The sequence below is a fragment of the Novosphingobium sp. PhB55 genome, from assembly GCF_004368805.1.
GTDB lineage: Bacteria > Pseudomonadota > Alphaproteobacteria > Sphingomonadales > Sphingomonadaceae > Novosphingobium.
On sequence record NZ_SODQ01000002.1, the window covers coordinates 210,437 to 223,675 of the forward strand.

At 66.1% G+C, this 13,239-nt stretch carries 7 protein-coding genes; 2 read left to right on the top strand and 5 right to left on the bottom strand.

What is annotated here, in order from left to right:
• Positions 1 to 55 precede the first annotated feature (55 nt).
• Positions 56 to 1,048, top strand: a complete 993-nt coding sequence (locus EDF57_RS05385) for an alpha/beta hydrolase (RefSeq protein WP_134093384.1) — start codon at positions 56 to 58, stop codon at positions 1,046 to 1,048.
• A gap of 176 nt (positions 1,049 to 1,224) precedes the next feature.
• Here the strand turns inward: EDF57_RS05385 and EDF57_RS05390 are convergent, their stop codons facing one another.
• From EDF57_RS05390 to EDF57_RS05400, 3 genes are all read right to left on the bottom strand, one after another.
• Entirely contained in the window at positions 1,225 to 1,920 is a 696-nt protein-coding gene (locus EDF57_RS05390; RefSeq protein ID WP_134093385.1) for a DUF6250 domain-containing protein, read from the bottom strand.
• Entirely contained in the window at positions 1,917 to 4,691 is a 2,775-nt protein-coding gene (locus EDF57_RS05395; RefSeq protein ID WP_134093386.1) for a Tat pathway signal sequence domain protein, read from the bottom strand. Before EDF57_RS05395 ends, EDF57_RS05390 begins: the two co-directional genes overlap by 4 nt.
• A 271-nt stretch (positions 4,692 to 4,962) precedes the next feature.
• Positions 4,963 to 6,876: a rhamnogalacturonan lyase gene (locus EDF57_RS05400; protein WP_166675181.1), complete on the bottom strand. Its 1,914-nt coding sequence runs from the start codon at positions 6,874 to 6,876 to the stop codon at positions 4,963 to 4,965.
• A 154-nt stretch (positions 6,877 to 7,030) separates the two neighbouring features.
• Between EDF57_RS05400 and EDF57_RS05405 the strand changes: the two genes are divergently transcribed.
• Positions 7,031 to 10,204 (top strand): TonB-dependent receptor, encoded by a 3,174-nt coding sequence (locus EDF57_RS05405; protein ID WP_134093387.1) that lies wholly within the window; start codon positions 7,031 to 7,033, stop codon positions 10,202 to 10,204.
• A gap of 186 nt (positions 10,205 to 10,390) precedes the next feature.
• Here EDF57_RS05405 and EDF57_RS05410 read toward each other — a convergent pair whose 3' ends face one another.
• Together EDF57_RS05410 and EDF57_RS05415 are read right to left on the bottom strand one after the other, a co-directional pair.
• Positions 10,391 to 12,517, bottom strand: coding sequence for a TonB-dependent receptor (locus EDF57_RS05410; RefSeq protein WP_243840893.1), 2,127 nt, complete (start codon positions 12,515 to 12,517; stop codon positions 10,391 to 10,393).
• Between the two features lie 130 nt (positions 12,518 to 12,647).
• A complete protein-coding gene (locus EDF57_RS05415; RefSeq protein WP_132267597.1) occupies positions 12,648 to 13,163 on the bottom strand; it encodes a CHAP domain-containing protein in 516 nt (171 codons plus the stop codon).
• Positions 13,164 to 13,239 lie beyond the last annotated feature (76 nt).

Here is a 13,239-nt window from a genome sequence, read left to right on the forward strand (position 1 = left end):
GAATGATTTTCAACATGTTCCGATACATAGAATGACCTTTCGGGGAGAGTGCAATATGTCGAGTGATCGCCGTCAATTCCTGGGTTCGCTGAGCGCGCTGGCTGCCGCGCCTTTGTTGTCCGGCCGCGCTTTGGCGCAAGGCGGCGAGAATACGCCTGCTTTCGAGCGGTTTCCGATCTGGCCTAGTACGCCGCCGGGGCTGCCTTCGGGCGGCGTGCAGGAGGAGCGCGTGCTGCGCACCAACAAGGGCAATCCTGACGATTTCGCCTGGCCGCATGTCGCCACGCCGATGCTGACGGTCTGCCCGGCCGCCAAGCCCACCGGCGCGGCGGTGCTGACATTCCCCGGCGGCGGCTATGCGCGCGTGGCGATGGGCACCAGGCCCTCCGCCACCTCGCGCTGGTTCGCCAGCCAGGGCGTGACCGCCTTCGAACTGCTCTACCGCCTGCCGCACGACGGCTGGACCAGCGGTCCGGACACGCCCTTGCAGGACGCCCAGCGCGCCATGCGCGTGATCCGCGCCAATGCCGCGAAGTGGGGCATCGATCCTGCCAATGTGGCGACCATCGGCTTCTCGGCGGGCGGCCACTTGTGCGGCAGCATCGCCACGCGCTTTGCCGCCAAAGTCTACGATCCGGTCGACGCGGCCGATGCGCTGGACGCGCGGCCGCTGGTGGCGGGGATGTTTTTTCCGGTGGTCAGCATGGAGCCGCCGCTCGCCCATGCGCAATCGCGCAGCGAGCTGTTGGGCGCGAGCCCGAGCGAGGCGCTGTCGCGGCGCTACTCGGTCAACGTCGAGGTTCCTGCGACCACGCCGCCGATCCTGCTCGGCCATGCGGCGGACGATACGGTGGTCGATTGCGGCAACAGCCTGGCCATGTTCGAGGGGTGCCGGGCCGCGAAGATTCCCAGCGAGCTTTACGTGATCGAGAAGGGCGGTCACGGCGCGCCGCTGTTCGAACCGGACGGCCGCGCGGGATTGTGGCTGACGCGCTTCGCCCGCTTTGCTGCGCGGCACGGCTTGCGGATTCCCTCCGAAGGGGCGTGAGGCTTTTCGGCTGCTTCTGAAGCGCTCCGTCGTCCCTGCGCATGCGCGGGGACGACGGGATGATGTTGCGGAACGGCGCGGATTCGCTTTGCACAAAGGCGCAAACGCGCAGCGCGTTCGCGTGCAGCTCAACCTTCGAAAGCGCGGGTGGGATGCACTCTCGGCGGGGGCGGCCATCACGGGGCGGCGCCGCTGCGTTTCTGCGCGCCCAGGGGCACGATCCGGAAATTGCGGATGCGCAGGTGGCTCTTGGTCGTGCGCAAGGCGAACCAGCCTCGGTGATAGGGCGCGGGGTCGTCCATCGTGAAGAGCCGCTTGCCGCCGAAATCCACCGTGATCCGTCCGCCCTCGGCGGCGACGCGCATGGGCGTCCAGCGGTTCGCCACCAGCAAAGCGGCCGGGTCCGACCGATCGTGCTCGGGCAGGAGCGGGCGGTTGCCCGGCTCACCCAGATAGCGGCGCATCCGGGTGGTGGTGTTGCGGTTGCCGCCGATGCCCACGTAGTAAGTCTTCAGCGTATCGTATTCCGCGAAAGCCCCGCTGCGGGGCTGGGCGAGCGGCGATCCATCCGGCGCGGCGGGGTCTCTGGCCATCCAGAAGGCGTTGACGTCGCTCACCGCGTCGTTCGGCCCGCCTTCCGAAACAGCCATGACCTCGTATTCGACGGCGACGGGGCCGGTCAGCTCGGCGGTCCACCAGAGCGAAATGCCCTTCGGCGCGTCGATGTCCAGGACGCCGTCCTGGGCGCTAACGCGCGAAGGCGCCTCGGCCTCGACACGCCAGCGCGAGAGGCCATGGCGAAAGTCGTCCGTCGGCGGGTTCGCCGCCGCCGAAAGCAGCATGAGCAGCAAGGCGGCGGCGAAGCGCTTCATTCCAGCACGTCCCCGATCAGCGTCAGGTTCACGGTGGCGGCGATGCCCCACTGCGCGGCATCGTTGGTGGAGACTTCCGCGATCTCGTCCACCGGCTTGAGCACGGCGGCGCCCGTCACCTTGTGCGCGCCGCGCGTCTGGTCGCGGCCTTCGCGGTCGCCCGCGCCGAAGAATTCGCCCCAGGCCCGCTTGATGAGGTCCGGCTTGCCCAGTTGCACGCCGGCATAGGCGGTGTAGCGCGAATGGGCCTGCGTCAGCGCGCGGCCCTTGCCCGATGCGCCGGTGCGGGCGCGGAATTCGGCTTCTGGCGCGTTGTAGAGTTCGCAGTAGTCCAGCCAGACTTTGCGGAAAGCCGGCTCATCGACGAGTTCGAGCAGTTCCGCTGTGATCTCGAACACGCCGAACACGCCGTTGAGGTGGCTCATGTTCACCTCGTTACCCGGCCCCACGAAGCGCCCGGACGCCAGGTCGAAGGCCGCACCGCCCGCCAGCCAGCCCTTGGGCAGGGCGGCGATGGAGCGCATGCCCGCAACGATCCGGTCGCGCCAGCGGGTGTCACGCGTGCGTTCCCACTCAGTAAGCCATGCACCCAGCATCGATCCCCAGACGGTGCCGAACTGCATGAAGATCTGGCCGTCGGGCAGCGGCTGTTCGGCCACTACCGCGCCGGTTCCGGCAGGCGGCTTGCTGGCGTCGGCGCGGTGCATGACCTTGCGGCCGATATCGACCGTCTTCAGCGCATAGTCGCTATCCACCAGCGCGTGCATCAGATCGCCGCAGCGCTCGTCGGTGGTGAGGTAGTAGTAGAAGCGGCGATAGGCGGCGTTGGAAATGCGCTGCTGCTTCGAACTGTCCGCCCAGTGTTGGACGCCATGGCGGGTACCGAGGCCCTTGAACCGGCCGGAGTGGTAGACGTCCACTTCGCCGGTGTGGCGCGTCATCGCCTCGGCCAGGCGGAACACCTCGGCCCGGCCGCTGCGCAGGAAGCCATACCAGAGCCACAAGTCGGTGGAGAGTTCGCTGTTGTCCCACGCGAAACCGCCGATGTCGTAGCGCCAGACGTGCCGGTCGTTGTCATAGCTGTGCATGACATCGCCGTAGTTCCAGAACCCGTACCAGCGGCGCTGGTCGACCTGGCCGATGTAGAAATCGAGTTCCTGCTTGGCGCGCGTCTCGATCTTGGCGCGCAAGGGGCCGCCCGAGGCGATCGGGCTCCACGGGCCGAACAGTCCGGCGGAGTGGACCCGCGCGACATTGGCGACCATGCGCGGCGGCGTGGCCAGCCCCGCACCCATCGCGGCCAGCCGCTCGCGCGGGGGCGTGGCAGGCAGGGCCCAGATGCGGAACTCGGTGGTGCGGGCGATCCCGGAGGCGTCGCCCCAGCCCGGCTCGTAGTCCTCGTAAGTCACGTCGAGGCCCAGGTTCTGCGCCTCGTAGCTCTCCATGCCCATGACGTCGTGATAGAAGCGCAGGTCCATCGCCGGGGCATCGGGGGCGTGATACCAGACCGTGAAGCGTGCGGTGTCGCTGGCGGCGTCGGCGACGTCGAGGCCGACCGGGCAGCGCTGCCAGAAGTCGTGCATGCCGAAGGCGACGCCGCCCGAAGGCCCGCCGATATAGCCCAGCCCCGGCGCGCGGCCGGCGGTATCGACGTCGATCCAGCCGAAGTCGGGCTTGGTGCGCTTGACGATCGAGAACCCGTCCGCATTGGGCTGGCGCAAGCGGAAGTCGCCCCAGGCGGGGATATATTCCAGGTTCTGGCGCACTGCCGCGCCCATCTGGTCGAGCGACGGCGTGGCCGCGCCCGCGACTTGCGCGTCGCGGAAGGCCTTGCCGGGATCGCGGCGCAGGCCCGTCAGCGGGCGCACGGCCTCGCCCCAGAGGCCGCCCTTCTCACCTGCGAAGCGGACGTGGCGGTCGTGGAGCTTGTCGCGCATCGGCACCGCGCCTTCGAGGCCCAGGCCGCGAAGGAAGCGCTTGGCGGGATCGCCGTCGAAGATCATCGAATGGACCAGCCGCACGCTGTTCGACCCGGCGTGGAAATAGAGGCGGACGGAGAAGGGCATCCAGTCGCCTTCCGTTCCGCGATGGCGGCCGTCGAGCTTGACGACGGCGCGGATCGGGCCGCTCTGTTCGACCGTGGCGCTGTCGATCGTGCCGGTCCAGCGGGCGAGATTGGGCGAGCCGTCCTCGTCGTCGGCCCGGTCCTGTGCGCTGGCGAGCAGGCGCACCGATTGCAGCACTTCGGCATTGCCGACACGCGCGGAGCGGATCAGCGCTTCGCCCGAGCGGCCCAGGGTCCAGACGGTCTGGCCGACGGTGACGGTCACGGCATCGGCAGCCTCGCGCACGGAGAGGGTCTGCGCGGGCCTGGCGCTGCCGGGGACCACGCGCAGGCCATTGGCGCGCCCGCCGTTCGCCCCGGTCGCATGGCCGGTCCACTTGATCGACCCGTCCGGCCACCACGCCATCGGCCAGGTCTGCACCGCTTCACGCGTGCCGCCCGCGCCTTCGAGCACGTAGCCGCGCTTGTCGAACCGCGTGCCGCGCGGCCAGGGCTGACCCCACGACTGACCTTCGTGGGCGGAGGGGGCAACGCCGTCGAGCCAGACCACGTCGTCACCCGGCGCGATGCCGGAGCCCAGCGGCTCCACCGGCCCCGTCGCGGCTGCATCCGCGCGGCCCGCCATCAGTGCCATCGAACCGGCGACCGCGGTAGTGGCCAGGCTTTGGGCCAGCATCTCACGGCGGCTCCAGACCAGCTTGCTCATCGTCTCTCCCTTGGATGTGGCGCTTCGTAAGCGTCTTATGTGGGATGATATTTCATTATGTGGATCGAATCGTCAACAGGGTGCGGCGGTATTTGTGCTTGCTCGGCCCTCCCGCCGGTCTTCCCCTACCCCTTCGTCACCCGCGAGGAGGCCAAGCTGACGCGGCAATTCAGAGCGGCGCAGAACTGCTCTGGATTGCTTCGCTACGCTCGCAATGACGAAGGGGGAAGTCAGTAGCGGGCGGCCGAAGAATGCCGCTATCCGCCTCTCCCTATCGCTCGCCCTTCGGCCCCGCGCCCAGATAGAACCCGGTATGCGGCGGCTGGTTGTAAGCGGTGTTCTGCCAGGCGACGCCCAGGCGGTAGACCGGGTCCTGCATCAGCGTGACGAAGCGGTGCGGCGTGGCGAAAGGCGTGGTGTAGATGCGCAGTTCGCGGTTGTCGGCGCGGCGCCAGATCACTTCCTCGCGCCAGTCACCGATGAGATCGGCTTGGAGCGCGGGATTGGCCTTGGTGCCGTTGTTGGAGGCAAGCCCCTCGGGGGCAAGCAGCGTGTCGGACGTGCCCTGCTCCCAGTTCCATTTGGAGATAGTGGTGCCGTCCAGCAGCTCGCGCAGGAGGTCTCCATCCCACCAGATCGCGAAGTTCATCTGGCGCGGGCGGGCGCCGATCGGCTGGCCCTTGGTATCGTAGAGGCGGTCGGAATTGGAGCCCCAGAACTCGGCGCCGTAGTGGCGCGGGTCGATATCGGCGGCAACGCCGCGGCCGGTGTCCTGCTCGGCAGGCGTGGTCCAGAGCACTTCGCCCGTGCGCGCATCGAGCAGCGCCGAGCCCAGCCCGCCGTTGCGGCGAATGTCCTCGAACACGCCGAACTTTTCGAGGCCCGGCCGCGCCGGATCGAGGTCGCTGACGTGCATGGTGTCGCCGTGGAACAGCGGCTTGGTCCAGAGGCCCTTGCCGTTATCGTCCACCGCCATGGAGCCGTAGATCACCTCGTCGCGCCCGTCGCCATCGACATCCGCGACGGAAAGCTGGTGGTTGCCGCGCCCGGCATAGTCCTCGTTGCCGGTGGCGGAGCTGTCGAACAGCCAGCGCTGCGTCAGTTTGCCGCCGCGCCAGTCCCAGGCGGCCAGCGCGGTGCGCGCGTAGTAGCCGCGGCCGAAGACCATGCTGGGCATATGCCCGTCGAGATAGGCGACCCCGGCCAGGAAGCGATCGGAGCGATTGGCATAGCCGTCGCCCCAGGAGGCGGCGAGCTGCTCGGGCGTGGGATTGCCGCCGGGATAGCGCGGCGGATCGTAAGGCGCGGTGGCCAGCGCCTTGCCGGTCAGCCCTTCGAACACGGTGAGGTATTCCGGCCCCTTGACGATGCGACCCTGCATCGGCGCCACCTTGGTGCCGTCCGCCAGCACTCTCGCGCCGGTGCGATCCTGCTGCGGCACTTCCCCGCCGCTGCTGCGCCAGTCGGCATTCGCATCGCCGATGACCTTGCCGGTGCCGTCGACCGTGCCGTCGCCCGTCTTCAGCGCCACTTCGGCGCGGCCGTCGCCATCGAAGTCGAAGACCAGGAACTGCGTGTAGTGTGCCCCGGCGCGCACGTTGCGGCCAAGGTCGATGCGCCAGAGCCGAGTGCCGTCGAGGCGGTAGGCATCGAGGAAGACGTTGCCGGTATAGCCGGTATGGGCATTGTCGTGGCTGTTGCTCGGATCCCACTTCAGCACGATCTCGTACTGCCCGTCTCCGTCGAGATCGCCCAGGCTGGCATCGTTGGCCGTGTAGGAATAGGCCTCCCCGGCGGGCGTCATGCCGTCCGCGGGAGGGGAGAGCGGGATCGGGAGATAGCCCTTGTCCCACATCATGGCACGCTGCGGACCGGCGCGGTCGCCTATGCGCTCCACCGCATAGCTGCTTTCGGTGGTTCCTGATGTGTCGACGAAGGCCGTCGCCTCGCCCGTCCGGGTGACGTGCACCGGCTTGCCGCCGCGCAGCACGCGGAAGCGCGCATTCTGCGGATCGTCCGCCAGAAACCGCCAGGTCACGAGGATTCCGCCGTCCCTGGCCGGCAGTGCCACGGCCCCGCGGCCGAGCCGCTCCGCTGCCGGTCGTGAGGGCGGAGTCGCGGCGAAAGCGGGAGTGGATGAAACGAGGCCCAGGATCAGGGCCAGCGCGCGGATTTGGGCCGCCATTTGCAACATCCTCCGGTTATGGAACCACTCTGGTCCAAATTATAGCATTGCATCCCACATATCGGTTCAATAAGTGTCCGTCTAGAAACTGATTCGATCGAACGATGCAAAAGCGTCGAAACAAGATCGACAGGGCTAAAAGAGGGGATAGGATATGCGCAAGCATACCGTTGGAAATACGAGGAATTCGCAAGCAACGAAGCTCGGTCGCCATGCCTTTAGAGGGGTATCGGGCCTGGCTCTCGCCGGATCTCTGGCGGTTTCCTTCCCCGCATATGCTCAGACTAATTCCGAAACGCCGGCTCCGGAAGCGGCGCAGGATGCGCCGCGACGGATCGATGACAAGACTGCCGAAAAAGTCATCACGACTGCCAACGACATCGTCGTCGTCGGTACCCGCGCCTCGCTGCAATCGGCCATCAACCGCAAGAAGCAGGCGAATACCGTCGTCGACTCGATCGTTGCCGACGACATTGCCAGTTTCCCGGACAAGAACATCGGCGACTCGCTGGCCCGCATTACCGGCGTCCAGCTCAGCCGCGACTTCGGCGAGGGCGTGAAAGTCTCCATCCGCGGCGTCGAGCCTGACCTCAACCGCGTGGAAATCAACGGCGTCAGCCAGGTCAGCGCCCTCGGTGAGCGCTCCGGCGACTTCCGCGAACTGGCGACGGAACTGGTCAAGTCGATCGACGTCTACAAGGGCTATGCCGTGGACCTGACCGAAGGCGGCATCGGCGGCACGGTGCGCGTGGAAACGCGCAAGCCGCTCGATCTGCTGAAGCCGATCCTTTCGGCAACCGTATCGGGCCAGCACCTCGACACCACCGAGACCTGGCGTCCGCGCGTGTCGTTCTTTGCCGGAACGCCGAAGTTCCTGATCGACGGCCTGGGTATCCTGTTCAACGGTACCTACAGCGACGTGAACACGCGTCAGGACTACATCAGCAACACGAACTGGGGCCGTATCGCCGACTTCGATCATTCGACCGAAAAGACCGTCGCCGATCCGCTCTACGATGCCTACAACACTTACGAAAGCTGCGCCGGCGTGGGTGGCTCCACGACCGCCAAGGCCACCGCGAACCGCCTGGCCTGCGAGACGCAGTTCTTCGACTGGGCGCCCAAAGTGCCGCGCTACCGCCACCTCGTGCGCAACGACAAGCGCATCTCGGGTGACCTGACGCTGCAATACCAGGTGGCGCCCAACTTCCGCGCTTATGCCAACGTGCAGGTCAACAAGCGCAACCAGAACCTGCAGGACGTCAACTATTCGGTCGATCTAGGCGCGATCCAGCGCTTCAATCTCGATCCGCAGCTGGCCGCAGGCGCGGGTGGCGGCACTTCGCGCCAGCAAGTGGCGCTGGGCAGCTCGACGGTGAACGAGAACCATGTCGTCACCGGCGTGACCACGGCGCTCAACGCCGTGAATCTGGGCACGGCAGCGGCCCCGAACTGGAACGGCGCCGCGAACATCATCGGTGTGCAGCGCCGCGATTTCTCCTACGATCAGGACTCGAAGTACTTCTCGGGCGGTTTCCGCTGGGACTTCGACCGGGTTCACATCGACTTCATGGGGTCGCATGCCAAGGCGCATACCGATTCCCAGACGAACCTGATCTCGCTGGGCACGAGCGTGTCGGGCATCGTGATCGACCGCAACAACGCGCAGGGTATCCCGGTCTTCCAGTTCCCGTCGAACTTCGACCCTTCCGATCCGGGCGTCTATTCCGACTTCACGCGCACGGGCGCCAATGGCCAGGTGCTTCCGGTCTACGGCCCGACCGTGCAATACCGTCCCGCCGAATATAACAACACCGAAGACCAGTTGAAGCTGGACCTGGACTGGGAGATCGATCACCCGATCATCAGCAAGTTCGAATTCGGTGCCCAGGCGCGTCGGCAGAAGTTCCTGAACTACCTGGGCGGCGGCTCGATCCTGATCGATCCGGCCACCATGACCTACCAGTCAAGCGCGAACGTGTCCTACACCACGACGATCCAGAACAATCCGGCCGTAGCGCGCAACGGCAACACTTATTTCATCACGCCGGCGCAGTATGGATCGCTGATCTCGTCGATTGGCGGGGTGACGGGCGGCGCGCCGCTCTACACCGGCCTCAAGAACGCGCCTTCGGGCATTCCCAGCCGCCTGGCCTTCCCCAATTTCAATTCCGACGTGCTGTCGCAGATCTACGATCTCTCCGGCTTCGATCACGACCTCGTGCGCTTCGCAGACGGCTATCCGCAGATCCCGAGCGCCCAGATCACCGAGAAGGTGTTCTCGGGCTATGCGATGATGGATGTCGATACCGAGATCCTGGGCATGCGGCTCACCGGCAATGCCGGCCTGCGCTTCACCCATACCGAGGACAAGGGGCTTGGCACCAATATCAGCCGGGTGACGCGCTTCAACGCGACCGGCGGCACCGAAACCGTGGTCATCGCCGCGCAGCAGTTGTCGCTTTCCAACAGCTACACCGATTTCCTGCCGGCGTTCAACGCCAACCTCGAACTCCAGCCCAACCTCTACCTGCGCGCCAACTATGCCAAGAACCTGGCCCGGCCGAGGCCGCTCGATCTGGTGCCGAACATCAACTGCGTGGACGACCAGACCATCTCCGGCACCGACGACATCTGCACGGCCGGCAACCCGGAACTGAAGCCCTACCGCGCGGACCAGTGGGAACTGAACCTGGCCTGGTATCCCAATGCGGATACGATGCTGAGCCTGGGCTACTACAAGAAGTACGAATCGAGCTTCGTGATCGGCAACACCGTGCGCAACGGGGTGGACCTGTTCCAGGACGGCATCACGTACACGGTTCGCCAGCCGGTCAACGGCCAGGGCGCCCTGCTCGACGGTATCGAGGCGAGCGCGCAGACGGTGTTCACTTTCCTGCCCAAGCCGCTGGACGGCTTCGGCGCCTCGGGCAACTTCACTTATGCCCGCGCCATTCGCACCAACCTGACCAATGCCGCGACCAACGAGCCGCTCAAGGAATATCCGGGCCTTTCGTCCTACACCTACAATGCGAGCTTCTTCTACGACAAGGACTGGCTCAACTTCCGCATGAGCTACAACTATCGCTCGAAGTGGCTGGATAACGCGCTGGACGCCAATAACGGCAACAACCCGATCTACCGCAAGGGCGAAGGCTACCTCGACGGCAAGATCACGCTGCGCTTCCCGAAGTATCACTTCGACGTCTTCTTCGAGATGCAGAACATCACCAAGGAATATTCGAAGACCTATATCAACAAGGACATGCCGGTGGAGCTGTACTACCCCGGCCAGCGTATCTTCGTGGGTATGCAGGCCAAGCTCTGAACCGGTTGCAGGCCCGATTGCAGGGGAGAGCGGGAACTCTCCCCTTCATACTGCCGTGCCGCTCGCCACGGGACCCGGCGAACGGCGCGGCAGGAAACCGACCCGGGCAGATGCAGCGCCCTCCAGCCGCATCTGCCCGGGTCTTCGCGTTTGCGACCAGCCAAAGGCCCCTGGAGCAGTGATCCTCTAGAACCCGGTGCGCAGGCCGAACACCACGTTGCGTCCGCGCAAGGGCGAGGCGTCCTTCACGAAGGAAGCATGGTTGAGCGCGAAGGAATTCGTGAGATTGCTGCCCCGCGCGAAGACTTCGGCCCAGCGCCCGGCACCGAGGCCCAGCTTGTAGGCAAGGGTGAGGTTCAGCATGTCGTAGCCGGGGCTTTCGGTCTCGAAGTCGGTGATGCGGTCCTGCTTGAACGTGCGGTAGTATTCGGCATTGGCGGTGAAAGGCCCGGTCGCGGCGTCCACCCGCGTGCCGAGGCGGCCGGGCGGGATGCGCGGCAGGTTGCCGCGATCGTCCGTCAGCTTGGCGCGGACATAGTCGCCGAACACGGCCACGCCCACCTCGGGCATGACCTGGTGCCGCACTTCGCCGTCGACGCCGGTGAAGGTGGCATCGGCCGCGACATAGTGGATCAGGCGGAAGTCCTCATACTGGTCGAGGGTCTGGCCGTAGATGTAGTTGTCCACCTTCTGGTGGTAGGCGCCCAGGGTGAAGGTGGTGGCGCCGCTGGTCTTGCGGAAGGTCAGGTTGATCGACTTGCCCGTTTCCAGCCGGCTTTCGGTGGAGGCCATGCCGTTGAAGGTGCGGCCGGTGACCATGCCGATCTCATAAGTGTTCGACGCGAAGTGCGGACCGAAGGCATAAAGCTCCTGCACGTTCGGCGCGCGCTGCGAGCGGGCGAGCGACAGCGCCAGCGAGTAGCCCTCCGTCACTTTCCAGAGCGCCGATGCCGAAACCGAGAAGGGATCGTGCGCAGTGGCCGGCATGAAGGCGGACAGCGCGGTCTGCGGGCGGATGCGCTGCCATTCCTGGCGCAGGGCCGCCTCGATGCGGACCGGGCCGAAGTCGCGGCTTTCGTGCAGGAACAGCGCGGTGTTGTCGATGTCGAACGGGGTATAGGTCTTGACGTCGTTCTCGGTCACGGCGTGGATGCCGCTGAAAGTGCTGTCCGCGTGCTGGACGCCGAAGACGCCGCGGAAGCCCGCCAGCGGCTTGTGAGTCAGTTCGAAGCGGAGGTCGAAGGCCTTGTTGCGATAAGTCGTGGCGATCTCGTCGTGCTCGATCTCGTCATGGCGGTAGGCCGTGTGGGCCATGCGGACGCGGACGCGTTCGAAGCCGGGCAGCGGATCGCGATAGTCGCTGCGAATGTCGAAGCGCTCGCTGCGCAGCTTGACGAAAATGCTTTCGTCCTCGTGGTCATGATCGTGGTCATCCTCGTGGTCATGGCCCTCTTCGTCATGCCCCTCTTCCGAATGATCGTGCGACCCGCAGTGGAGGCTGATGCCGTGGGTGTGGCAGCCTTCGTATTCGTGGCTGTGGCCCGGCAAGCCGTATTCGCTGCGCACGCGCGTATAGCTGGCGCCGAGATAGCCGTCGGGACCGATCCAGGCGCCGCCCGCCGTGAACGTGGAGCTTTCGCTCCAGGATCCGGGCACGCGGCTTTCGCCGAAGGCGCGCGGCACCCGGTAGTCGTCGGTCTCGCGGTGAGCGCCTTCCACGCGCAGGGCCAGCGAGCCGGTTCCCACGGTCACGCCGCCGACGGCCGAGCGCTCGTCGTCGCCCGTGCCCAGCCGCGCTTCGGCAGAGCCGGTGAAGCCGCCCACCGGCACTTCGGTGGGGATCTTGGTATCCAGCAGGTTCACGGCCCCGCCGATCGCGCCGCCGCCGTAGAGCAGGGCCGATGGGCCGCGCAGCACTTCGATGCCGCGCAGGAGCAGCGGCTCGCCGGTAATGGCGTGGTCGGCCGAGATGCCCGAAGCGTCCTGCACATTGGTGCTGTCCGACAGGACCTGCACGCGCGGCGAGGTCTGCCCGCGGATGACCGGACGGCTGGCGCCGCCGCCGAAGTTGTCGAAGTGGATGCCGGGCTGGCCCGCCAGCGTCTCGCCCAGCGTGCCCTGGCGGCGGTGGGCGAGTTCGTCGCCGGTCAGCGTGATCACCGGTGTCGCGGTTTCGTCGGCGCTTTCCTGCAGCGGGGCGGAAGTGACCAGGATCTCACGCGGGGCGGAAGGCGCCGCTTCCTCGGCAAAGGCGGCGGCGGGAACCAGCGCAAGAAGCGAGACGGCGGATCGGTGCAGAATGCGAACGGACAAGAAAAAACCCCCTGGGATCGGCTAGGAGGCTTCGTCTAATGTGATGTAATAACATTACTCAATACGCGATCGAGCGTGTTATCAATATGTTACAAATGGGACATCTTGCAGTGACGCCGGTTCGCGGAACTCAGCCGGCGCTGCTGGCCTCGTCGTCATCCCTGGCCGTGGCGAGTTCGGTGGCGGAGCCGGTGCCGCTGCTGCCATATATGAAGCCGAAGGTGGGGTTCTCACGCGAACCGAGGGCGTGGCTGGGGCCGTACCAGACGCGCACGTTGCTCCAGTCGCCCGCCTCGGAAACGTCCTCGGCCAGTGCGCTGTGTTCGATCACGCCGGGGCCGGACCAGTTGGCATGATCGAGCAGGACATGGCGGGCGTCCACGACTTCACGGATCATCGCGACATGGCCATAAGGCATGGCCGAAGTGGACTTGAACACGAGGACGGAGCCGGTCTGCGGCAAGTGGCCGCGCTTGTAGCTGCCCTGGGCCTGTTCCCACCAGGTGGCCGCATTGCCATGGATGCCGATCCCCGACTGCGCGCGGGCATAGGGCACGCATTGCAGGTGCTGCGCCAGAGCCGGGCTGGCAAAGGCTTGAGCGGCAAGGGAAAGGAGGGCGGCAGCGACCAGGGAGACCTTCTTCATGAGGGGACGTTATAACGTCTCTGATTTTGGAAGGTAGCCCGGCCCCGGCGAGATGATCGCACGGGGCGCACCGTTC

Excerpts from the sequence above, each read along its gene's own strand:
- EDF57_RS05385 (WP_134093384.1), top strand. The coding sequence starts at position 56 with ATGTCGAGTGATCGCCGTCAATTCCTGGGTTCGCTGAGCGCGCTGGCT.
- EDF57_RS05390 (WP_134093385.1), bottom strand. The coding sequence starts at position 1,920 with ATGAAGCGCTTCGCCGCCGCCTTGCTGCTCATGCTGCTTTCGGCGGCG.
- EDF57_RS05395 (WP_134093386.1), bottom strand. The coding sequence starts at position 4,691 with ATGAGCAAGCTGGTCTGGAGCCGCCGTGAGATGCTGGCCCAAAGCCTG.
- EDF57_RS05400 (WP_166675181.1), bottom strand. The coding sequence starts at position 6,876 with ATGGCGGCCCAAATCCGCGCGCTGGCCCTGATCCTGGGCCTCGTTTCA.
- EDF57_RS05405 (WP_134093387.1), top strand. The coding sequence starts at position 7,031 with ATGCGCAAGCATACCGTTGGAAATACGAGGAATTCGCAAGCAACGAAG.
- EDF57_RS05415 (WP_132267597.1), bottom strand. The coding sequence starts at position 13,163 with ATGAAGAAGGTCTCCCTGGTCGCTGCCGCCCTCCTTTCCCTTGCCGCT.